19 protein-coding genes and 2 pseudogenes are annotated in these 22956 nt (G+C 63.7%); 14 read left to right on the top strand and 7 right to left on the bottom strand.

The genetic code is table 11. The features are described 5' to 3' along the window. The first annotated feature begins 91 nt into the window (after nucleotides 1-91). The 3 genes from IT41_RS06500 to pcaF are packed head-to-tail and all read left to right on the top strand — an operon-like array spanning nucleotide 92 to nucleotide 2695. Nucleotides 92-826, top strand: a complete 735-nt coding sequence (locus IT41_RS06500; RefSeq protein ID WP_036739579.1) for a 3-oxoacid CoA-transferase subunit A — start codon at nucleotides 92-94, stop codon at nucleotides 824-826. Then, nucleotides 823-1491: a 3-oxoacid CoA-transferase subunit B gene (locus IT41_RS06505; protein ID WP_036739580.1), complete on the top strand. Its 669-nt coding sequence runs from the start codon at nucleotides 823-825 to the stop codon at nucleotides 1489-1491. The genes IT41_RS06500 and IT41_RS06505 overlap by 4 nt, the downstream gene beginning before the upstream one ends. A 1-nt stretch (nucleotide 1492) precedes the next feature. Continuing rightward, nucleotides 1493-2695, top strand: coding sequence for a 3-oxoadipyl-CoA thiolase (gene pcaF, locus IT41_RS06510; protein ID WP_036739581.1), 1203 nt, complete (start codon nucleotides 1493-1495; stop codon nucleotides 2693-2695). Between the two features lie 11 nt (nucleotides 2696-2706). Here the strand turns inward: pcaF and IT41_RS06515 are convergent, their stop codons facing one another. Then, complete coding sequence (locus IT41_RS06515; protein ID WP_231564701.1) at nucleotides 2707-3618, bottom strand: LysR family transcriptional regulator; 912 nt, start codon at nucleotides 3616-3618, stop codon at nucleotides 2707-2709. A 180-nt stretch (nucleotides 3619-3798) separates the two neighbouring features. Here IT41_RS06515 and IT41_RS06520 point away from each other — a divergent pair, with 180 nt between their 5' ends. The 9 genes and pseudogenes from IT41_RS06520 to IT41_RS19785 all read left to right on the top strand — a co-directional run. Then, nucleotides 3799-4986: a muconate/chloromuconate family cycloisomerase gene (locus IT41_RS06520; RefSeq protein ID WP_052081308.1), complete on the top strand. Its 1188-nt coding sequence runs from the start codon at nucleotides 3799-3801 to the stop codon at nucleotides 4984-4986. 3 nt (nucleotides 4987-4989) lie between these two features. After that, nucleotides 4990-5280: a muconolactone Delta-isomerase gene (gene catC / locus IT41_RS06525; RefSeq protein WP_036739586.1), complete on the top strand. Its 291-nt coding sequence runs from the start codon at nucleotides 4990-4992 to the stop codon at nucleotides 5278-5280. A 71-nt stretch (nucleotides 5281-5351) separates the two neighbouring features. Then, nucleotides 5352-6290 carry a catechol 1,2-dioxygenase gene (catA, locus tag IT41_RS06530; protein ID WP_036739587.1) on the top strand — a complete coding sequence of 313 codons (939 nt, stop codon included), beginning with the start codon at nucleotides 5352-5354 and terminating at the stop codon, nucleotides 6288-6290. Between the two features lie 120 nt (nucleotides 6291-6410). Next, nucleotides 6411-7763 (top strand): Rieske 2Fe-2S domain-containing protein, encoded by a 1353-nt coding sequence (locus tag IT41_RS06535; RefSeq protein WP_036739588.1) that lies wholly within the window; start codon nucleotides 6411-6413, stop codon nucleotides 7761-7763. Then, nucleotides 7760-8275, top strand: coding sequence for a benzoate 1,2-dioxygenase small subunit (gene benB, locus IT41_RS06540; protein WP_052081309.1), 516 nt, complete (start codon nucleotides 7760-7762; stop codon nucleotides 8273-8275). The genes IT41_RS06535 and benB overlap by 4 nt, the downstream gene beginning before the upstream one ends. 36 nt (nucleotides 8276-8311) lie before the next feature. Beyond that, the gene (gene benC, locus IT41_RS06545) at nucleotides 8312-9340 is read left to right on the top strand and encodes a benzoate 1,2-dioxygenase electron transfer component BenC (RefSeq protein ID WP_036739589.1); all 1029 of its coding nucleotides are present in this window, start codon (nucleotides 8312-8314) and stop codon (nucleotides 9338-9340) included. Then, nucleotides 9337-10122, top strand: a complete 786-nt coding sequence (benD, locus tag IT41_RS06550) for a benzoate diol dehydrogenase BenD (protein WP_036739591.1) — start codon at nucleotides 9337-9339, stop codon at nucleotides 10120-10122. Before benC ends, benD begins: the two co-directional genes overlap by 4 nt. Before the next feature lie 35 nt (nucleotides 10123-10157). Next, nucleotides 10158-11486 carry an MFS transporter gene (locus tag IT41_RS06555; RefSeq protein ID WP_036739592.1) on the top strand — a complete coding sequence of 443 codons (1329 nt, stop codon included), beginning with the start codon at nucleotides 10158-10160 and terminating at the stop codon, nucleotides 11484-11486. 270 nt (nucleotides 11487-11756) lie between these two features. Continuing rightward, nucleotides 11757-12050, top strand: a pseudogene (locus IT41_RS19785) (transposase); the annotation flags it as partial. Nucleotides 12051-12258: 208 nt separating this feature from the next. Here IT41_RS19785 and IT41_RS20610 read toward each other — a convergent pair. Beyond that, nucleotides 12259-12405, bottom strand: a pseudogene (locus IT41_RS20610) (IS5/IS1182 family transposase); the annotation flags it as partial. Nucleotides 12406-12838: 433 nt separating this feature from the next. Here IT41_RS20610 and grrM point away from each other — a divergent pair. Continuing rightward, nucleotides 12839-14023, top strand: a complete 1185-nt coding sequence (gene grrM, locus IT41_RS06570; RefSeq protein ID WP_081967480.1) for a cyclophane-forming radical SAM/SPASM peptide maturase GrrM/OscB — start codon at nucleotides 12839-12841, stop codon at nucleotides 14021-14023. After that, on the top strand, nucleotides 13989-17183 hold the full coding sequence (locus IT41_RS06575; protein WP_139221633.1) for a hypothetical protein: 3195 nt from the start codon (nucleotides 13989-13991) through the stop codon (nucleotides 17181-17183). Before grrM ends, IT41_RS06575 begins: the two co-directional genes overlap by 35 nt. A 439-nt stretch (nucleotides 17184-17622) precedes the next feature. Here IT41_RS06575 and IT41_RS06580 read toward each other — a convergent pair whose 3' ends face one another. The 5 genes from IT41_RS06580 to IT41_RS06600 all read right to left on the bottom strand — a co-directional run bounded on the left by IT41_RS06580 (nucleotide 17623) and on the right by IT41_RS06600 (nucleotide 22953). Next, on the bottom strand, nucleotides 17623-18588 hold the full coding sequence (locus tag IT41_RS06580) for an SMP-30/gluconolactonase/LRE family protein (RefSeq protein WP_036739600.1): 966 nt from the start codon (nucleotides 18586-18588) through the stop codon (nucleotides 17623-17625). A gap of 4 nt (nucleotides 18589-18592) precedes the next feature. Continuing rightward, nucleotides 18593-19885: a TRAP transporter large permease gene (locus IT41_RS06585; protein ID WP_036739603.1), complete on the bottom strand. Its 1293-nt coding sequence runs from the start codon at nucleotides 19883-19885 to the stop codon at nucleotides 18593-18595. Further along, nucleotides 19885-20406 carry a TRAP transporter small permease gene (locus IT41_RS06590; protein ID WP_036739605.1) on the bottom strand — a complete coding sequence of 174 codons (522 nt, stop codon included), beginning with the start codon at nucleotides 20404-20406 and terminating at the stop codon, nucleotides 19885-19887. The genes IT41_RS06585 and IT41_RS06590 overlap by 1 nt, the downstream gene beginning before the upstream one ends. A gap of 1 nt (nucleotide 20407) precedes the next feature. Further along, nucleotides 20408-21382: a TRAP transporter substrate-binding protein DctP gene (dctP, locus tag IT41_RS06595; RefSeq protein WP_036739608.1), complete on the bottom strand. Its 975-nt coding sequence runs from the start codon at nucleotides 21380-21382 to the stop codon at nucleotides 20408-20410. A gap of 62 nt (nucleotides 21383-21444) precedes the next feature. Further along, a complete protein-coding gene (locus tag IT41_RS06600) occupies nucleotides 21445-22953 on the bottom strand; it encodes a tripartite tricarboxylate transporter permease (protein WP_036739611.1) in 1509 nt (502 codons plus the stop codon). Between the last annotated feature and the right edge of the window lie 3 nt (nucleotides 22954-22956).

The raw sequence follows: 22956 nt of genomic DNA on the forward strand, positions 1-22956 counted from the left end.
TTCGCTTTGCGAACAAATGTCAATATGCGCACGATTTTCCTGTCGCCTGCACGGCGTTGCGCCTAAGCCAAGCCGAAACACAGGAGGATTCATGGACAAGCGCATTGCCAGCCTTGCCGACGCGGTTTCGGATATTCCGGACGGCGCCGCGGTCATGATCGGCGGCTTTGGCGGATCGGGGGCGCCGATCGAACTGATCCACGCCCTGATCGACCGTTATCTGGCCACCGGCAGTCCCGCGCGGCTGACGGTGATCAACAACAACGCCGGCAATGGCCATGTCGGCATCGCCGCCATGATCGAACAGGGCATGGTCGCGAAGATGGTCTGTTCCTTTCCGCGTTCGGCCGATCCGCGCGTCTTTACCGAGAAATACCTGGCCGGAGAGATCGCGCTGGAACTGGTTCCGCAAGGCACGCTGGCCGAGCGCATCCGCGCCGGCGGCGCCGGGATCCCGGCCTTCTATACGCCGACCAGCTTCGGCACCGATCTGGCCGAAGGCAAGCCTGTGGCCGAATTCGAGGGGCGCTCCTATGTCCAGGAGCGCTGGCTCAAGGCCGATGTCGCGCTGATCAAGGCCGAGACCGGGGATCACCTTGGCAATCTGACCTATCGCATGGCCGCGCGGAACTTTGCGCCGATCATGGCCATGGCGGCCGCGCATACGGTGGCGCAGGTCAGCCATATCGTCGAACCCGGCGGCATCGACCCCGAAGCGGTCGTGACCCCCGGCATCTTCGTCGATGCCGTGGTTTCCGTCCCGAATCCCGCGCAGGAAGAGGATCTCAACCGCGCCAACGCAATCCATCCGCAGGTGAGCGCATGACCAAGCTGACGAATGCCCAGATCGCCTGGCGCGCGGCCCAGGACATCCATGACGGGGCCTATGTGAACCTGGGGATCGGCTTTCCCGAAATGGTCGCCCGCTTCCAGCCCAAGGGGCGGCAGGCGATCTTTCATACCGAAAACGGCATCCTCGGCTTTGGCGAGGCGCCCGCGCCGGGACAGGAAGACTGGGACCTGATCAATGCCGGCAAGAAGGCGGTGACGCTCAAGCCCGGCACCGCCTTTTTCCACCATGCGGACAGCTTTGCCATGGTGCGTGGCGGGCATCTGGACGTGGCGATCCTGGGGGCCTATCAGGTGGCGCAGAACGGCGATCTGGCGAACTGGTCCACGGGACCCAAGGGCGTGCCGGCCGTGGGCGGCGCGATGGATCTGGTCCATGGCGCCAAGCGCGTCGCAGTGATCACCGATCACGTGACCAAGGACGGCAAGCCCAAGCTGGTGGACCGCTGCACCCTGCCGCTGACCGGGCTGGGCTGCGTGACGCGGATCTATACCTCGCTTGCCGTGGTGGATATCAAGGACGGCCGTTTCCTGCTGCGGGAAAAGCTGCCCGCGCTGTCTTTTGACGAATTGCAATCCCTGACCGGCGCGCCGCTGCATCGCGATGGCGACGTGGCCGATCTGATCGTGCCAGAGGTGTGACATGACCGAGGTTTTCATCTGCGACTATATCCGCACGCCCATCGGCCGGTTTGGCGGCGCGCTGGCCACCGTCCGGGCCGACGATCTGGGCGCCGTTCCCCTGCGCGCGCTGATGGCGCGGAACGCAGGCGTCGACTGGCAGGCGGTCGATGATGTGATCTTCGGCTGCGCCAATCAGGCGGGCGAGGACAACCGCAATGTCGCCCGCATGTCCCTGCTGCTCGCCGGTCTGCCGGTCGAGCTGGCGGGCACGACCATCAACCGGCTTTGCGGCTCGGGCATGGATGCGGTCATCGCCGCGGCCCGCGCCATTAAGGCGGGCGAGGCTGATCTGATGATCGCGGGCGGGGTCGAATCGATGTCGCGCGCGCCCTTCGTGATGCCCAAGGCCGAGACGGCCTTTTCGCGCAGCAACGCGATCTACGACACCACCATCGGCTGGCGCTTTGTCAATCCGCTGATGGAGGCGCAATACGGCGTCGATTCCATGCCCGAAACCGCCGAGAACGTGGCCGAGGATTTCGCGATCAGCCGCGAGGATCAGGATGCCTTCGCGCTGCGCTCGCAGCAAAAGGCCGCTGTGGCGCAGGCGAATGGGCGGCTGGCGGCCGAGATCACCCCCGTCACCATCCCGCAACGCAAGGGCGATCCCAGGCTGGTGGACCGCGACGAACACCCGCGCGAGACGACGGCCGAGGCCCTGGCGGCCCTCAGGGCGCCGTTCCGCAAGGGCGGCACGGTCACTGCGGGCAATGCCTCGGGCGTCAATGACGGGGCGGCGGCGCTGATCCTGGCCTCGAAGGCGGCGGCGCAGCGGCACGGCCTGACCCCGATCGCCCGGGTGCTGGGCGGCGCGGTGGCGGGCGTTGCGCCGCGCATCATGGGCTTCGGCCCGGCGCCGGCCTCGAAAAAGCTGATGGCCCGGCTGGGGCTGTCACAGTCCGATTTCGACGTGATCGAACTGAACGAGGCTTTCGCCAGCCAGGGCCTTGCCACGCTGCGCGATCTGGGCATCGCCGATGACGATCCGCGCGTGAACCCGAATGGCGGCGCCATCGCGCTTGGCCATCCGCTGGGCATGTCCGGCGCCCGCATCACCGGCACGGCGGCGCTGGAACTGGCCCGCAGCGGCGGCAGACGCGCGCTTTCGACCATGTGCATCGGCGTGGGTCAGGGCATCGCCGTGGCGCTGGAACGGGTATAAAGGTCGGCTGGCTAAAGGGGCGGGCGCAGGTTGTTCGCCGCAAGCCAGGCCGGATTCTCGGCATACATGTCGTGGATCAGCGTCTTGATGAGGCCCAGATGATGCGAGCCGTCGCCCGCCCGATGGCTGAGGATGACCGGAGAGACCGCCCGCGGGCTGTCGATCACGCGATAGCGCACATCCGAGCGCATCTGCCGCGCCGATGACGGGATGATGCAGATGCCCGACTCGGCGGCGACCAGCCCGAGCGCGGTCTGGATCTCGCGCACCTCCAGCACGTCGCCGGGGTGGATCTCGGCGTCCTGAAGCAGGCTCAGAACCTGATCGGCATAGCTGGGACGGGGCTCCTTGGGATAGACGATCAGCTTCTGCCCGCCGATCGCGGACAGGGGCAGCGGGGCGTCGCTTGCCGCCAGCGGCGTGCCTTCCGGCAGCGCGGCGACCAGCCGTTCCTCGCGCAGGACGGTGCTGGCAATGTTCGGATCGCTCTGCTTCAGCCGGCCGAAGCCCACGTCGATGCGGCCCTCCTTCAGTGCCGGGATCTGCTGGATCGACAGCAGTTCCAGAAGCTGGATATCCAGTTCGGGCGCGTGCCGGCGCAGCTTGCGGACCAGCACCGGCAGGCCGCCGTAAAGGGTCGAGGCGACGAAGCCGATGGACAGCAGCCGGTTGCGGTTCATGCCGACCCGGCGCGTCGCGTCCTTCATCTGATCGACGCGGCCCAGCACCTGCATCGCCTGTTCATAGAACAGCCGGCCGGCATCGGTCAGCCTGATGGGGCGGCTTTTGCGGACGATCAGGGTCACGCCAAGTTCCTCCTCCAGAAGCTGGATCTGGCGGCTGAGCGGGGGCTGCGCGATATGCAGACTCTCGGCCGCGCGGGTGAAATTCCTTTCGCGCGCCACGGCGGCAAAATATCGCATCTGCCTCAGATCCATCGCTGTTCCCCTGTCCGAATCGTAAAAATCATGCGGGTTTCGGGTATGTCGCGGCGTTCCAAACTGCTGTTTGACCGGGTATTTTCCCATACTATACCTTAAAGGTATTGTTGCAAATGCAAATGATCTTGGACTGGTGGCGGCTGCCTGATGCAATCTGCCCTCATGAACCAGCCATACACCCCCCTTGTCGGATCGACCGCAGCGCCCGTTGTCACTGGGGTCGAGACGGTGATCCTCGATCTGCCGACCATTCGCCCGCACAAGCTGTCGGTCGCGACCATGAACGGGCAGGTGCTGACAATCGTCCGCATCCATTGCAGCGACGGAATCACCGGCATCGGCGAAGGCACGACGATCGGCGGCCTCGCCTATGGCGGCGAAAGCCCGGAAAGCATGAAGGTCAATATCGACACCTGGTTCGCGCCGGTGATGATCGGTCAGGACGCGACGCGGGTGCAGGCGCTGATGGCGCGGATCGGCCGGATGGTGCGCGAGAACCGCTTTGCCAAATCGGCAGTGGAGACCGCGCTGCTGGATGCCCATGGCAAGCGGCTGGGCCTGCCGGTCAGCGAGCTTCTGGGCGGGCGGCGGCGCGACCGCCTGCCGGTGGCCTGGACGCTGGCCTCGGGCGATACGGCGCGCGATATCGACGAGGCCGGGCGGATGCTGGACCTGCGCCGTCACCGCATCTTCAAGCTGAAGATCGGCGCCCGCGCCATCCGTGACGACATCGCCCATGTCGCCGCGATCAAATCCGCGCTTGGCGACCGGGCCATGGTGCGCGTCGATGTGAACATGGCCTGGTCCGAAAGCGAGGCCGCCTTTGGCATGGCGGCGCTGGCCGATGCCGGCTGCGAACTGGTCGAACAGCCCGTGGCCTCGGCCGCGGCGCTGACCCGGCTGGTGCGGCGTTTCCCGGTGGCGCTGATGGCCGATGAATCGCTGACCGGACCGGAAAGCGCCTTTGAACTGGCGCGCGTCCACGGCGCCGATGTCTTTGCCGTCAAGCTTGAGCAAAGCGGCGGTGCCTTCAACGCGCTGCGTGTTGCGGCCATCGCCGATGCGGCGGGGATCGGGCTTTACGGCGGCACCATGCTGGAAGGCGCGGTGGGCACGGTCGTCTCGGCCCATGCCTTTGCGACCTTTGCCCGGCTGGACTGGGGCACGGAGCTGTTCGGCCCGCTGCTGCTGACCGAAGAGATCCTGACCGAGCCGCTGGATTACAGCGATTTCGAACTGACGGTGCCCGGCGGCCCCGGACTTGGCGTCACGCTGGACGAGGATCGCGTGGCGTTTTTCGCCCGCGACGGCATCCGCAAGACGATCAGCCTGCCGACAGCAAGGGGATAGACCATGCTTTTCCACGTCTCCATGGATGTCCGCATCCCGCGCGACCTGCCCGCCGATGAACGGGCCGATATTCTGGCCCGCGAAAAGGCCTATTCGCAGGATCTGCAGCGCCGGGGCAAATGGCGCCATATCTGGCGCGTTGCCGGGCAATACGCGAATGTCAGCATCTTCGACGTCAGCGACAATGCCGAACTTCACGAGATTCTGGCCGGCCTGCCCCTGTTCCCCTTCATGGAGATCAAGGTCACGCCGCTGCTGCGCCATCCGTCAGCGATCAGGGAAGACGACAGCTGACCAATACCCAACGGGGCGGAGCGTGAGCCGCCCTGCCCAGTTTCCAAGCGAATCCAGGAGGAGAAATACCAATGACAGTCAAGATTTCCGACCGCCCCGACATGCAGGCGTTCCTGAACGAACTCAGCGGGTTGAACAACGATGACGGCAATCCACGCATGAAGCAGATCGTGCACCGGCTGATGTCGGATCTGTTCAGGGCCATCGACGATCTGGACATCACCCCGGACGAATACTGGACCGGCGTCGCATGGCTGAACGATCTGGGCGCGGCCGGTCAGGCGGGGCTGATCTCGCCGGGTCTGGGGGTCGATCACTTCATCGACGAACGGCTGGACGCCATCGACGCCTCGCTGGGGATCGAGAACCCGACGCCGCGCACCATCGAAGGCCCGCTTTACGTCGCCGGCGCGCCGGAATCGACGGGCTATGCGCGCCTTGACGATGGCACCGACACCGACGGTCACACGCTGATCATGCACGGCACGGTGCATGGCTCGGACGGCAAGCCGCTGCCCGGCGCCAAGGTCGAGGTCTGGCATTGCGACACGCGCGGCTTCTATTCGCATTTCGACCCGACCGGCAAGCAGGCGCCCTTCAACATGCGCCGCACGATCATCGCCGACGAGAATGGCCGCTACAAGTTCCAGAGCATCCTGCCCAGCGGCTATGGCGTGCCCCCGGGCAGCCCGACCGAGCTGCTGCTGTCGGCGCTTGGCCGTCATGGCCAGCGTCCGGCGCATATCCACTTCTTCATCAGCGCCGAGGGTCATCGCAAGCTGACCACCCAGATCAATATCGAGGGCGATCCGCTGATCAATGACGACTTCGCCTATGCGACCCGCGACGGGCTGGTGCCCCATGTCGTCGAGCGCACGGACGAGGAAAGCATCCACGCCAACAATCTGAACGGCCCCTTTGCCGAGATCACCTTTGACATCCATCTGACCGCGCTGGTCGATGGCGTCGACAACCAGGTGAACGAACAGCGCCGCCGCGCGGCCGCCTGACGGCATCCGGGGTGGCCCTCGGGAGGAGCGGCCACCCCAACCACCCGAACCCAATCTTTCATCACTGACATCTGACAGGGGCCTGCCCGCAACAGGCGCATCCCCTGGGGAGGAGAACTCATGTCCGCGATCATCGAAAAGGCACGCGATCTGGATCATCTGCTGGCGACGGCGGTGCAGGACGATGCCGAGGCCGGCCTTTACCGCTGCCGGCGCGATATCTTTACCAACGAAGACCTGTACGCGCTGGAGATGAAGCACATCTTCGAAGGCAACTGGGTCTATCTGGCGCATGAAAGCCAGATCCCGGAAATCAACGACTACTACACCACCTGGATCGGCCGCCAGCCCATCGTCATCACCCGCGACAAGACCGGCACGCTGAATGCCGTGATCAACGCCTGCGCCCATAAGGGCGCGATGCTGTGCCGCCGCAAGCAGGGCAACAAGGGCAGCTTTACCTGCCCCTTCCACGGCTGGACCTTTTCCAACAATGGCAAGCTCTTGAAAGTCAAGGACGCCAAGACCACGCAATATCCCGATCAGTTCAACAAGGACGGCTCGCATGACCTGACCAGGGTGGCGCGCTTTGAAAGCTATCGCGGCTTCCTGTTCGGCAGCCTGAACGCGGATGTCGCGCCGCTTGAGGATTATCTGGGCGAAACCAGGGTCATCATCGACCAGATCGTCGATCAGGCCCCCGAGGGGCTGGAGGTGCTGCGCGGCAATTCCTCCTACATCTATGACGGCAACTGGAAGTTGCAGATGGAGAATGGCTGCGACGGCTATCACGTCAGCTCGGTCCACTGGAACTACGCCACCACCATGGATCGCCGCAGCGAGACCGGCACCAAGGCCGTCGACGCGAACAGCTGGAGCAAATCGGTCGCCGGCGTCTATGGTTTTGACAACGGCCATATCCTCTTGTGGACCAACACCAAGAACCCCGAGGTGCGCCCGGTCTGGAACCGCCGCGACGACCTCGTGGCCCGTCTGGGCGAGGACAAGGCCGGCTTCATCGTCAACCAGACGCGCAACCTGTGCCTTTATCCGAACGTGTTCCTGATGGATCAGTTCAGCACCCAGATCCGCGTCGTCCGCCCGCTGTCGGTGGACCAGACCGAAGTCACCATCTTCTGCTTTGCCCCCAAGGGCGAAAGCGCCGAGGACCGCGCCCACCGCATCCGCCAGTACGAGGATTTCTTCAACGTCTCGGGCATGGGCACATCCGACGATCTCGAGGAGTTCCGCGCCTGCCAGACCGCCTATGCCGCGCCTTTGTGGAACGACATGTCGCGCGGTGCGCCGCTGTGGATCCACGGGCCGGACGACAACGCCCGCCGCATGGGCCTGAAGCCGCTGATCTCGGGCGAGCGCAGCGAGGATGAGGGGCTGTTCGTCTGTCAGCACGAATATTGGGCGCAGGTCATGCGCGATGCGCTGGCCGCGGAAAAGGCAGGAGAAGCAGCATGAGCCTCGATCACAACATCGCCACCAGCGGCGTGGATTACAACGCCATCTGCGCCTTTCTCTATCGCGAGGCGCGCCTGCTGGACGACCGCCAATGGGACGAATGGCTGACCTGCTATGCGCCGGATGCGACCTACTGGATGCCCGCCTGGGACGATAACGACCAGACCACCCAGGACCCGCAATCGGAAATCTCGCTGATCTATTACCCCAATCGCGAGGGGCTGGAGGATCGCGTCTTTCGCATCAAGACCGAGCGCTCGGGCGCCTCGACGCCCGAGCCGCGCACCAGCCACGCCGTCCAGAATGTCGAGGTGGTCGAGGATCGCGGGGCCGAGGTGGATGTGCGCTACAACTTCCACACGCTGAACCACCGCTACAAGGCCACCGACCAGTTCTTCGGGACCATGTTCGTGACCCTGCGCCAGACGGATGAGGGGCTGCGCATCGCCGCCAAGAAGATCGTCCTGAAGAACGACTACATCCGCCAGGTCATCGACGTCTATCACGTCTGACCCCCAGCCCAGCACAACCGCAAGGAGGAGGCGACCATGTGCTATCGGATCGCACTGAATTTCGAGGACGGGATTACCCGCTTTGTCGATTGCAAGCCGGGCGAGAAAGTTCTCGACGCCGCGTTTCGCAACAAGATCAACCTGCCGATGGATTGCTCGGACGGGGTTTGCGGCACCTGCAAATGCCGCGCGGAAAGCGGCGCCTATGACATGGGCGACGACTATATCGACGACGCCCTGACCGAGGACGAGGCCGAAGAGGGCCTGGTGCTGACCTGCCAGATGGTGCCCTCGTCCGATTGCGTGCTGTCGGTGCCGACGACCTCGCAGGCCTGCAAGACCGGCCAGCAGAGCTTTGTCGCCACCGTCACCGGCATCGCGCCGCATCACGATGCCGCCGTGGTTCTGGAACTGGCCGTGGACGAGGGCGAGACGGCGCCCGTCTTCCTGCCCGGCCAATATGTCAATATCGACGTGCCGGGCGGCGGCGAGCATCGCTCCTATTCCTTCAGTTCCGCACCGGGCGAGCATCGGCTGGGCTTTCTGATCAAGAAGATCCCGGACGGGCTGATGGGCAACTGGCTGGCGGGTGCAAAGCCGGGCGAGCGGCTGAACCTGACCGGGCCGATGGGCAGCTTCTATCTGCGCGACGGCGACGGGCCGCTGCTGTTTCTGGCCGGCGGCACCGGGCTTGCCCCCTTCCTGTCGATGCTGGAGGTGCTGGCCCGCGCCGGATCGCAGCGGCAGATCCACCTGATCTATGGCGTGACGCGCGACCTGGATCTGGTGCTGGTGGACGAGATCGCGGCCTATGCCGCCCGCCTGCCGAACTTCACCTATGCGACGGTGGTGGCCGATCAGGCTTCGGATCATCCGCGCAAGGGCTGGGTCACGCAGCACATGCCCGAGGACATGCTGGCCGCGGGCGATGTCGATATCTACCTTTGCGGTCCGCCGCCGATGGTCGATGCCGTGCGGCATTATCTTGACGAGAACGGCGTCAGGCCCGCCAGCTTTCACTACGAAAAGTTCACCCCCAATGCGCCGCTGCAGGCGATCGCATGACCGGGGCGATCTTTTCCGGGCGCTTTGCAGGCAAGGTCCTGGTGGTGACCGGCGCCGCGCAGGGGATCGGCCGCGCCGTCGCCCTGCGCGCGGCAGCCGAGGGCGGCAGGGTCCTGTTCGTGGATCGCGCCGATTTCGTTGCCGATGTGGCGGCCGAGGCGGGCAGCGATGCCGCCGCCTTCACCGCCGATCTGGAAAGCTGGAGCGGCGCCGACGCGGCGATGCGCCACGCCGCCGAGCGTTTCGGCGGCATCGACATCCTGATCAACAATGTGGGCGGCGCGATCCGCATGCGCCCCTTTGCCGAGTTCGAGCCGGACCAGATCGACGCCGAGATCCGCCGCTCGCTGATGCCGACGCTGTATTGCTGCCATGCGGTGCTGCCGCATCTGCTGGCGCGCGGCGGCGGCACCATCGTCAATGTCTCGTCCAATGCCACGCGCGGCATTTATCGCCTGCCCTATTCGGCGGCCAAGGGTGGCGTGAATGCGATCACGCAATCGCTGGCGATGGAACTGGCGCACCGGAACATCCGGGTCGTCGCCACTGCCCCCGGCGGAACCGAGGCGCCGCCGCGCCGCGTGCCCCGCAATGCCGAGGGCGACAGCCCGGCCGAACAGCAATGGATGGCCGAGGTCGTGGATCAGGTCAGGCAGACCGCCCTGATGCACCGCTATGGCACCATCGAGGAACAGGCCGCGCCGATCCTGTTCCTGGCCTCTGACGAGGCATCCTACATCACCGCCAGTGTCCTGCCCGTCGCGGGAGGCGACACGGGCTGACCGGCTTTCACACGACAATTTGGGAGGTAAGGACTATGCGCAGCATAGATGTGAACGAGGCCATCGACCAGGGCCCGTTCGGCAGGTTTCAATGGATGGTGGTGGCGCTTTGCGGCACCTTGCTGATCGTCGACGGCTATGACGTGTTTGTCGCCGGCACGGTGCTGCCCACGCTGATCGCGGAATGGGGCCTGACCAAACCGCAGGCGGGCGCGCTGCAGGCCTGGGCGCTGTTCGGCATGATGTTCGGGGCGCTGATCCTTGGCTCGCTGGCCGACCGGATCGGCCGCAAGAAGGGCGTCGCGATCAGCTTCGTCCTGTTCACCTCGGCGACGCTGGTGACCGGCTTTGCCAACTCGCCCGAGCAGTTCAAGATCTTTCGTTTCATCGCCGGTCTGGGCTGCGGCGGGCTGATGCCGAATGCCGTGGCCTTGATGAACGAATATGCGCCCAGGCGGATGCGTGGCACCATGGTCGCGCTGATGTTCTCGGGCTATTCGGTCGGCGGCATGGTCGCGGCGGGTCTGGGCATCGGGCTGATCCCCGGCTTTGGCTGGAAACCGATGTTCTATATCGCCGCCGTGCCGCTGATGCTGCTGCCGCTGATTCTGTGGAAACTTCCGGAATCGTTGGGCTTTCTGATCCGCCAGGGCCGCCAGGACGAGGCAAGGCGCATCTTTGCCAAGGTGTCGGGTGCGCCGCTGGCCGCAGGTGACAAGCTGGTCTTCAGCGAAAGCAAGGGCGCCTCGGCCTCGGTCGCGGAACTGTTCCGCCATGGCCGGGCGCTGCGCACGCTGATGCTATGGCTGTCCTTCTTCTGCTGCCTGCTGCTGGTCTATCTGCTGTCCTCATGGCTGCCCAAGGTGCTGCAAGAGGCAGGCTATGCCGAGCGCGCCAGCCTTCTGTCGCTGTTCTCGCTGAATTTCGGCGGCATGGCGGGTGCGATTGCCGGGGGCTGGATGGGCGACCGCTACGGGCTGCCGAAGGTGGTCGTGGGCTTTTTCGCGGCGGCTGCGGTCTCGATCGCGCTGATCGGCGCGAACCCGGCGGCGGGCCTGCTGTTCGCACTGGTCTTCGTGGCCGGCGCCACCACCATCGGCACGCAGATCCTGCTCTATGCCAGCGTGGCGCAGCTTTACAACCTGTCGGTCCGCTCGACCGGGCTCGGCTGGGCCTCGGGCGTGGGGCGGATCGGCGCCATCGTCGGCCCGACCCTGGGCGGCGTGCTGCTGGCGCGGGAATTGCCGCTGGGCCAGAACTTCCTGATCTTCGCGATCCCTGCGGCGGTCTCGGCGCTTGCGATGCTGGTCTTTGCGCTGAGCAATCGCCGGACGCATGATACGGGGCGGCTGGCGGCTGCCTGAAACCGGAACCTCGGCCGCGCGGTGCTTGCCGCGCGGCTTTCTAGCCGAAGGCCTGTAATGACCCAGTGAAATACCGCTCATGCTACCAGGGGAAAGGTAGCGATGAGCGCAGCATACCTGGCTGGTCAGCCAATGTCATAGATGCGCTGAGCGATCTGCTCATCATGCGCGGCATCCCGGTCTTCACTCGCCCGTGGTCTTGCCCCCTGAAACTGTTCCGAACTGAGTGCGAAATTTTGGGTACATTTCTGGCGACAGAGGAGTGTACCGATACCGAAGAAACGATTTGGCGAGAAGCAAATTGCCTTTGCGCTGCTGCAAGCAGAAGCTGGAACGACGGTCGGCGAGATCTGCCGCAAGATGGGGATCGCCAAAGCGACGTTTTATCGCTGGAAGAAGGTCTATGACGGCATGGGCGTATCGGATATCCGGCGATCTGAAACAGCTGGAAGATGAGAACGGCAAGGTGAAAAGGTTGGTTGCGGACCTGACATTGGACAAGACGATGCTTCAGGATGCGCTGAGAAAAAAGTGGTGAGGCCTGTCCGCCGCCGCGAGGTTGTCCGCCTCCAGCGCCAACGCATGCGCCATGGCGGCCAGAAGTCCTTCGGCGGTTCCGGGATCGGCGCCCAGGATTTCAGCGGCGTGTTGAAGCCGGTGTTCGGAGGCAAGACCTCTGAATTGCTGCAAGGCATCGCTGACCTCACCCGATACGCGACGCCAGAGGATTTGCCCGCCGATCAACTCCACATGACCGGCACCGGGTCACGCGGGGCGACAATCGGCGCTTGCCCGTCGGCGCGGCCTCCCAGCTCATCTCGGGGTCGAACCAGATCGTCAGCGAGACCCGGCGCTTGAGCGCCTCATTCTAGGCCGGCCAGTCCTTGGTCCGATACGTCTTGGGCGTCGGTCTGCTCATGCATCCCGGCTACCCTCCTGGATTCGCAAGATGAATCCCTCAAGAGATATGTGCATCAGAGCCTATCTGTTACAGAGCCCGCAGGGTAAATCCATCCGGGAAAGGAGAAGATTCGTTCAGACCTCAATTTGTGCAATAAAGCCGGACACAATATGACGCCTGATCAACACGCTCTTAAATTGAAATAACCGAAAAAATATAGTACAATTTGCTTTCGCATTTGAAAACATATTTGGAGACTGAGTATGCGAGAATTCCGTTTCCTAATCGCCGCAATTTTGGCGACGGCTGCATCTGCCGGCGCAGCGCCTTTCCCAAACGACGCTCTCACGGTTCAGGACCAGCGCCGCGCACTCGATGAGCGCCTGGACCGATTGGGCCGTCAGCTCCGCGAGGAAACGGCGGAGGCGGACGCGCCCCGCCGCTGGGCGCAATGGTACAACTGGGGCAACTGGAGCAACGGGTTCAGCAATTGGCGCAACTGGTGACGGATCAGGTCAACGGGCCCGTCCGGCTGGCAGTGCTGCAACCGACGCCGTTCTGCAATCTCGACTGCGCCTATTGCTATCTACCCCATCGCGACGACAGGCGTCGCATGTCCGGCGAAGTGCTCGACGCTGTCGGGCGCAACCTGGTCGCCAGTCCGCTGGCCGCCGAGCCCCTGTCAATCGTCTGGCATGGCGGAGAGCCGATGACCCTGCCCGCCGACTGGTACGAAGACGCCTTTGCCCGGATCGAGCGAGCCTCGGCCGGGCGCGCCATACGGCATGCCTTTCAGACCAATGCCATCGGTGTGAACGACCGTTGGATCGACCTGTTCCGGCGTTGGAACGTGCGACTTGGCGTCAGCATCGACGGCCCGCAGGCACTGCATGATGCCCACCGCCGGACCCGGCGCGGAGGCGGCAGCCATCACCTGTCCATGAAGGGCGCCGCGCGACTGGCAGAGGCGGGGCTGTCGTTCCACCTGATCTCGGTGCTGACCGCTGACAGCCTGGCGCAGCCCGACGCGCTGTTCGATTTCTATATCGAGAACGGTTTCCGCGACATCTGCTTCAACGTAGACGAACAGGAGGACGCACACCTCCGCTCCAGCCTCGACAGCCCGGGGATGGAGACGGCCTATCGGCGTTTTCTCGACCGGTTTTTCGCCCGCATTGCCGCCGAGGGCGGGGCCTTCGCCTGTCGAGAGCTCGACGCTGCCCGCGCGCTGGTGCTGTCTCCTCCCGAGGCGCGCCGCGCCAATCCGCAGACCCGGCCGCTGGAGATCGTCACCGTCGCCGTCGACGGCGCAATGTCCACCTATTCCCCCGAACTGATCGGGGCCGCCGCCCCCCAATACGACGATTTCCGATTCGGCAATGTGCGCGAAGGCGGGCCCGAGACCATTCTGAGCAATCCGGCTTTCCGGCGCTTGCGCACCGATATCGAGGCCGGGATCGCCGCCTGTGCCGAAGTCTGTCCCTGGTTCGATGTCTGCGGCGGCGGGGCGCCGGCCAACAAGTTCTTCGAACACGGCCACCTGCGAGGGACCGAGACGCTGTTCTGCCGTCTGACCCGGCAGATCGGGCTGGAGGCTGCGCTTGCTGCGCTGGAAGCCGATGTCCAGGCTGCCTGATCCTCTGTCTCGGGCGGCGCAAGAGGCCGTGCAACGGCTCGGCGCCCGCCTTGCCGATCTGATGGCCGCGGCATATTTCGCGACCACTGCGATCACCGGCTTCGTCTGGGCGCTGTCACCCTGGCTGGTCTTCGCGGCGCTTGCCACGGGTATGGCGGCGTTGGTCTCGGCAGATGCGCGGGGCTGGCTGACAACCCAGACAATGCGGGTCAAGGCATTCGTCGCCGGAGAGGAGGAGGGACCACCCGGCTTTCTCTATCTGGAAACGCCACAGGTCTACACCCGCGAACGGTTGGTGAACGACCGCTTTAACCAGGCCAACTGGCTGCACGCGCAACTGGCACGGACGGAAAAAGAAAGCTTCACCGAAAGCTTTGCCCGGCCCGCCTCGGCAACGGAAGAGATCCGGCGGCTTGCGCTGTCGCTTGGTGCCGGAGGCCCCGTCACCAAGGCGGCCGAGAGCGAGAGTGAGGAGGCGGACGGCGGGCAGGCGGATCCGCGTTCGCCCGAGCAGCTTCTGCTGGACCGGCTGGCGCTGTTTGAAAAGGTCGACGGCTACCGCACCGCCCTGCGCAGCGAGTTGATGGACGTGCAACTGGACGACGGCCACGATCTCGACGGGAACACGCTGTACCGGCTGAATTTCAATGCCGTGGTGTCGCCCTTTTCCGATCGGCGCAGCTATCCCGGTTCCGCCCTGTTTCTGATCCGGGCGACGAAACCCGACACCAATCGCAAGGATAAACAGCTACAGCAGGATAACGAGGAGTTGCTTCAACAATGGCAACGCGAGATGCAGGCCTTTCTGACCCGCGTGCTGGAACAGAAGCTTGAGGATTTCGAACGTCAGAGCGCGTTGCTGAACCCAACCGATCCGAAGGAGGATCTGGCGCTTGGCTGGTTCATGCGCACGCAATTGATAGAAACCTTCCTGGAATACCTGAACGCATTCCCGGGAAATGCCGAGTGGTATCTGAAGACGTGTGATCGAAACGGCAACGAGAACGCAACGAAGCAAGAGCTTGAACGCCTGCGCAATTGCCGGATCGATGAATTGGCGCGCCTTGCGGGTTTCGAATATCGGACATCAGAACCTTCGCCCGACATGGACCCTGACAAGGCGGCAGGGTTTCGGCGTGCCATCGAACTGGCGCATCTGGTTAATCTCGCCCAGTGGCCGAAATCAGGACCCGGAAGTTACAACCAGAGATGCGCTTCGGATAGAACGCAGGCTTATCGGGATCAGAATAATGGTACAGATAACAGAATAAGCGACCCAGGCGCTCCCAAGCCGTCGGGGCCACAGCAAGAAGGGGCCGCGCAGACCGATTCATCATCCGGTCAGACGGATGAAACCGCGCCGGTTGCGCCCTCTGAAGTTAAGGATGCAGGCACCCGCGCTTCGCCCGCCAGGACATCGGCGGACGCGGCCGATCCGAATGCGAACAGCAGCGACGATGAGCAGCCCGCCACGCCGGCCACGACCGACGCCATTGTGGCTCAGGCCGAGGACGAGAAGCAGAGCGCAGCCCCATCAACCGACAAGCTCGGAGGTATTATCTTTCGCGAATGCCTCGTAGATTACAAGGATCCCTATCGCCTTCGTGCATTGGCGCGCCTGCTTTCCGTCACCGAGGACTTGAAAAACCGCCACCAGCAAGCATCAGCAGAGGCTGATAAATACCAGTTTCCACCCATATACGAGGAGACCCTACCAAAAACAAGAGAGGCCGCCCGCGAAACCATCGTCGGCCTTCTCGCGCGTTTTGGCGACGTTCTGCCGAAAGGCTCCCCAGATGACGAGAGCGGCGAGAGCGGCGAGAGCGGCGAGAGTGACGAGGAAGCTGTCAAGCTCACGCTCAAAGGGCTAAAGGACGAGATTTACGTATTGATCGCAAAAAATGGCAAGCTCTCTGAACTGTCACCGATCTGCGAGGCGCTGCAAGACAAGCCGGACCCCCGCGAAACGGCCATCGAATATGCGCGGTGTCGGTTCCTTTATTCACAGGCCGCCAGCTTGAGAGGGCTTTTGGCAGAGTTCATCGTGGCACGCGTGAACGGAGACCTGAAACAGTTCTACGACGATACGCAGCCCGCATTGAATGAGTTTCTGACCGTAGAAACCGACGGCTGTGAGCTGAACGGTTGCAGTATCCGGGTCGACCTCAAGAAAGAGAGCTCTAACTCGGAAGATTCTTCCGAATCGCTCGCCGAAAATCTTGTCAGGAGGCTCGACGAGCGGACCAACGGCCTTTCAGTTTACGAAATCGCGCCTCGCAGCGAAACGGTCATACGGCGCGCGAGTGATGGCGAAGACCTGTCAATCGGGCTTGCTGGACCAAGCGGCCGGGCCTCGGCCGGTAGGTCCCGGCGCCAACAAGCGGCCTATGCCGAAGCGGTGGTGCTTGGCTTCGGCTCGACTCCCAGGCAGGAGGAGGGCAAGAGCGAGCCCGCCAAAGAGGTGGTCTTCGGCTGGACCGTGCGCCCGCAAAAAGCGCCCAGCGGCGTCTGGTCGTCGAGCTATCACCGCCTCTCGGCCGTGATTTCGGTACCAAGCTGGTGGAAACGGCTCGATCTGGATATCCAGGCCTGCTGGCTTGGCTCGCAAGCCGCGCGCGACCATGGCGATATCCTGTTCGACAATCCTTCACGGATCTGCGAGACGGTTTATGGCAAGAATGGACCGGATTCCGAGACCAGTTCCGGCGGGGCAGGTCACTTCAAGCGCGAGGTCCGCATCCAGCTGCCTCGCAGCATTGACGAAGTCACGGCCCGGTTCAATTTCGATCTGGTAAAGGCGCCCTATTTCGACCCGACCTGGAAACGCGCCAATCAGGACGTGTCGAACTCGGTGATGGCCGGCCGCCCGGCCCATATCGCACTGGCAGGGGAGCGCCTCTGGCGTGGTACGGTGGTTACCATCGATGGCCAGCCCGCCGACCGGATCATCGTGTTGCCGGACATGAAGGGGGTAATCGCCGAGTTCAAATGCGTGCGTCCGCCGCCCGGGAGCGTCGTCTCGCCGCGCGCCACGCTGACGGTATGGACGGCCGAGGGCCGCACCGCGCCCATGACAATCGGTATCGATGCGTTCGAGCCTGAGAGCGGCGAGAAACCTTGCTATTGGGGAGAGACCCGCGCGGCCGGGGACGGCGGGTAACCTGTGTGACCGTTCAGGCTCTTCGGGTCCAAACATGGATACTGAAGAACCGCTGGCACTTGTCTGCGATCCGCAGCGGCCGACTGCCATACCCGTCTCTTCGAACGTTGATGTGGCGTCGATGTGTTTTGCAGATGCACGAGGGCACCGCGTTTTTCTGCGCGCAAGTGCTTGTATTTTCATAATATTTTTTATTTCGGCAGCTCAATTTTGACACTGTTTCGCGGTGAATTCACGCTCTCGATTACTCGCTTGACGGGAAGGCTGCGCACGCTCGCGTTGCTATACCATCAAAGAGAGCAGTTGGAAATTTAGCCATTTCAGCAATTTGCGGGAAAATCGCTTGATTTCCGCAATTTTGATACCCTCATTGCGCCTGCAGCCAGAAGCGGCGCGACGTGCACGAAGCCCCAGTCAAGGGCTGCGATAGCATGATTGTTTATGAACCACTCGTGCCGCCGTCATCAAGACCCGAGAACATTGGTGCGCCGCGAATGCCCAGTTCCGGCGCGAACTCGGCTTTCAGAATCGTGCCGCTATCCGATTCGGTAATATAGAGCGTCCGGCGCTCAGGACCACCGAAGGCGCAGTTCGTCGTTCCCAGCCCGCGGGGCGACCGCACGACGCAAACCGGGCGCCCAAGCGCATCATGGACCCAGACAAGGCCCATGCCGGTCTGGCAGACCACGACGCCGTTCCGGTCTGTCAGCGCCAGGCCATCGGGTCCCGCGCGGCCGCCAGAGAATTGCAGGAACAGCCCGGCCTTGTTCACGCGGCCACTGGGCGAGATCGGCAGGCGCCAGACGGCGTTCGCACGGGTCACGGCCAGAAACAACACATGCTCGTTCAGGTCGAGGACAAGCCCGTTGGGGCTTGGCACCCTGTCGATCAGGCAGGTCAGCGCCCCGGTCTCGGGCTGCCATCGGAAGACGCGCCCCGAGGGATCCTGCAGCCCGGTCTGACCCTGATCGGTGAAATACAGCGACCCATCGGCGCCGAAATGCAGATCGTTGCAGCCCTTGAACCCCTCGGTGTCGCAATCGCGCAGTGCCGGCGTCCCCTCGCCCGTGGCGGGATCAAGCTGCATGATGCCGTTCTGGAAATCGGCGATGAAGATCCGGCCATCGGCGTGGATCTTCAGCCCGTTCGGCTGCCCGTCATATTCGGCGACCTGCGTCACCTGCCCTTGCGGGTCGGCCCGGAAGATCCGGCCGAAAGGGATATCGACGAACCAAAGATTACCGTCGCGGTCAAAGGATGGGCCTTCGATGAAGCTGTCGACGGCCATCCCGCGACGGTTCCGCTCGGCCCAGTAGGAAGGCGTGCCGGGCCGACGCAGGTTCGCCGGAAGCTCGGTGAAGACCTCGGCGTCGATGACGACAGGTTCGGGGAAAGGATAGGTCATCGCTTCATCCTATCGTCAGTGAGGGCAGGAACAGTGCAATCTGCGGAAAGGCGATCAGCAGCATCATGAACAGCAGGATGATGCCGAAGAAAGGCAGCACGCCCATGATCACGTCCTCGACCTTCACCTCGGCCGAAGAGCTGGCCACCACGAACAGGATCACGCCGAGCGGCGGTGTCAACTGGCCAAGCTCGACCAGGATCACGACGAAGACCCCGAACCAGATCGGATCGACGCCAAGCGCCAAGAGCGCCGGGAAGATCACCGGCACGATGATCGCGATCATGCCCAGCCCCTCCATGAAGCAGCCAAGGATGGCGAAGACCACCATGATGATCAGCAGGAACGCCACGCGCGAGATATTGGCCCCTTCGAGATAGGCGACAAGGCTTTCACCGATGCCCGACAGCGCCGTCGCATAGGCGAAGATCATCGAGGTGAAGACGATGAACAGGATATTGCCGCTCATCGAAACGGTGCGCGTCAGGGCCTCGGTCAGCAGCCGCAGGCTGAGGCAGCGATAGATGCCGGTGATCAGGATCGCGCCGACGACACCCACCGCGCCCGCCTCGGTCGGGGTGGCATAACCGCCATAGATACTGCCCAGCACGATGATGATCAGCAGGACGAAGGGCACGATGTCCAGAAGCGCGCGCCCCAATTCGCCCGGCGATGCCCTGTCGGAGGATCGCGGCGCAAGTTCGGGGTTGATCAATGCACGGATCGCGATGAAGCCCATGTAAAGCAGTGCCAGAACGATGCCCGGGATCAGACCGGCGGCGAAGAGCCGCGCGATCGAGGTCTCGGTGAAGGTCGCATAGATGATCATCGTGATCGAGGGCGGGATCAGGATCCCCAATGTTCCACCCGCGGCCAGCGAGCCGGCGACCAGCCGCCGGTTATAGCCGCGCGCCGATAATTCCGGCAGGGCGACGGTGGACATGGCCGCGGCAGTGGGCGCCGAACCGCCAGAGATTGCCGCGAAGATGCCGCTTCCGGCGATGTTGGTGTGCAGCAGGCCGCCCGGCAGACGCCGCATGAAGGGAGCCACGCCGTTATAAAGCCGGGTGCTCAGCCCCGAGCCCAGCAGGATCTCGGCCATCAGAACGAAAAGCGGGATCGCGGCCAGCGTGAAGCTGTTGGCCGAGCCCCAGCTGACGATGCCCAGGGCCTTCCATCCTGCAAAGCCCTTGAGCAGCCAGATATAGAACAGCCCCGCCCCGGCGACGGCGAACTGCACCCACATGCCGCCCAGGATCAGGCCGATCAGCAGCCCGAATGCGAGAATGGCGTCCATCAGGCACCCCCTTTCCAGATACGCAGGGACAACAGCAGTTGTTCGACCAGAAACACCGCGATCACGGCAAAGCCCGCCGGCATCAGCATCTGCGGGATCCACAGCGGCGTGCGCAGCACGGTCGGCGCGAATTTTCCGCGCTCGAACGAACTCATCGCGACACCGGCCGTCTTCAGGACGAAGATGATGCAGATGGTCAGCGCGGCGGCTGCAAAGACGATCTGCACCGTCTTCCGCGTGTTCGCCGGCATCGCGTCGAACAGGAAGTTCACCCGAAACAGCGCGCCTGCCCGCAAGGCGAGTGCGGCGCCGAAAAAGGTCAGCATGACGACGAAATAGCCGGTCAATTCCTCGGCAAAGCCAAGCGAGTAATTCGCGACGCCGCGCAGGAATGCCTCACCGCAGACCAGTACAACAAGCGCCACCAGGACCAGGCCCGTCGCGAATTTGACCACCCGCGCGACCAGATCGAAGGCCGGACCGGCTGACGCCGGTCCTCCGTTTTCCACATGCGCGCTCATGTCACTTGCCGATCGCTTCGCGAACCGCAGCCAGGGCCTCGACATATTCCGGCCCGTTATCGCTCGCCCAGGCTTCCCAGAACGGCGCCAGCTTTTCGCGGGCCGCGTCGGCATCGCCCGCCGCGGCTTCGGTGATCGTCATGCCGGTCTCGGCCTGCGCGGCCTTCTGGGTCTCCTCATCGGTCAGGAACTCGGCGGTGATCGCCCCGCCTTCCTCGGTGACGATCTTGCGCAGGATGTCCTGATTTTCCGGGTCAAGCGCGTCGAAGGCATCGGCATTCGCGATGATCATCGAATTGCCGTAATTGACCGCGAAACGGTAGTTATAGGGCAGGAATTCGTGCCAGTTCTTGGCCCCGCCGGCACTGGCGGTCAGCACGCCGTCGATGACCCCGCGCTCCAGCGAGGTCGGCACCTCGCTGCCCGACAGCGTGATCGGCGCGCCGCCGAATTCCTCGATGAAGCGACCCTGCTCGGGCGAGGTCACGCGGATCTTGTGGCCTGAGAGGTCGTCCAGGCTGTCGATCTCGAAGGTGGTGAACAGGACCTGCTGCGGATAGCGATAGCCACCGAGCAGCGTCACATTCTGCCGGGCAAAGGCTTCGGTCAGGATCGGCTCCATCGCCGCATAGGCCTTGTCCCATTCCTCGTCATTCTCGATCAGCATCGGCAGGCTGAGAACGCGCGCGACCGGCACATTGCCCGAGAAGAAGAAATCCGCGGCAAAGTCGACGATACCGTCACCGACCGCCTGGGTAATATCCTCGGAGGCGATCTGCAGCGTCTTGCCCAGATGCACGGTGATCGTCAGATCGCCGCCGGTTTCCTCATCGATGCGCTCGGCGATCCGGTTCATGCCCTTGACGGCAGCCGTGGTCGAGACGGCCGAATAGGTATAGCCCGTCCAGTCATCCGCTGACGCGACACCGACCGATGCGGCAAGAGCGGCGATCGAGCCCATGGTGAACAGTTTCATTTCTCTCTCTCCTGCTGTGATAAGGTGAATTCTTGCAATTGTTTACGGCACGCCTCGGCGGCTCAGGCTTCTTCTTCCTGAAACGCCTCTTCGCGCGTTCGCCGGAAGGATGGCAGGATCATCAGCGCCAGCAACACGACCGTGGCCAGCAGCATGACCAGGCTGATCGGACGCTCGACGAAGATGCTGGGATCGCCCTGCGTGATGAGCAGCGTCCGGCGCAGGTTGGATTCCAGCAGCGGTCCCAGAACGAAGCCCAGAAGCAGCGGACCCGGCTCGCATCTGGCCTTGCGGAAGGCATAGCCCAAGAGCCCGAAACCGGCGGCAAGGATGACGTCGAATACCCGGTTGTTCATGCTGTAGACACCGATGCAGCAGAACAGCAGGATCGCCGGGTAAAGCAGACGATAGGGCACCGTCAGCAGTTTCACCCAAAGACCGATCATCGGCAGGTTGATGACGACCAGCAGCAGGTTGCCGATCCACATGCTGGCCACCAGCCCCCAGAAGATTTCCGGCTGGTTGGTCAGCACCGTCGGCCCCGGCGTGATGCCGTGGATCATGAAGGCGCTCAGCATCATCGCCATCATGTTGTTCGAGGGGATGCCCAGCGTCAGCAGCGGGATAAAGGAGGACTGCGCGGCGGCATTGTTGGCGGCCTCGGGGGCGGCAACGCCCTCGACCACGCCGGTGCCGAATTTCTCGGGATGTTTCGAGACCTTCTTTTCCAGCGAATAGGCGCTGAACGAGGCAAGCGTCGCACCCCCGCCCGGCAGCAGGCCCAGAAGCGTGCCAAGACCCGTGCCGCGCAGCACCGCCGCCCAGGACCGGCGGAAATCGTCGCGCGTCGGCCACAGGCGCGACAGCGGCGCCAGCTGCACGCCCTCGGAGCCGCTGCGTTCCAGATTGGTGATGATCTCGGCAAAGCCGAAGATGCCGATGGCGATGACGATGAAGTCGACGCCGTCGAACAACTCGACCGCGCCAAAGGTCAGGCGTTCGGCCCCCGTCGCCTGATCGGTCCCGACCATGCCCAGCAGCAGGCCGATCAGGATCATGCCGATGGCCTTGAGCACCGGGCCGCTGGCCAGAATGGTCGCGGCCAGAAGGCCGAAGACCATCAGCGCGACATATTCCGCCGGGCCAAAGGACAGCGCGAAACCCGACAGCATCGGGCCGGCCACCGCGATGGCGAAAGTGGCCACGGTGCCCGCGAAGAACGAGCCGAGCGCGGCGACGGCCAGCGCCGCGCCCGCCCTGCCCTGTCTGGCCATCTGATAGCCGTCAAGCGTCGTGACCACCGCCGAGGCCTCGCCCGGCAGGTTGACCAGAACGGCCGTGGTCGAGCCGCCATATTGCGCCCCGTAATAGATCCCGGCCAGCATGATGATCCCGGCCAGCGGCGGCAGGAAAAAGGTGATCGGCAACAGCACCGCGATGGTCGCGGTCGGCCCGATTCCCGGCAGCACCCCGATCAGCGTGCCAAGCAGCGCGCCAAGCAGGCAGAAGGCAAGGTTCGCGGGCGTGATCGCCTCGCTGAAACCCAGCATCAACAGATCGACGAAATTCATTCT

This window comes from Paracoccus halophilus, assembly GCF_000763905.1.
Taxonomy (GTDB): Bacteria; Pseudomonadota; Alphaproteobacteria; order Rhodobacterales; family Rhodobacteraceae; genus Paracoccus; species Paracoccus halophilus.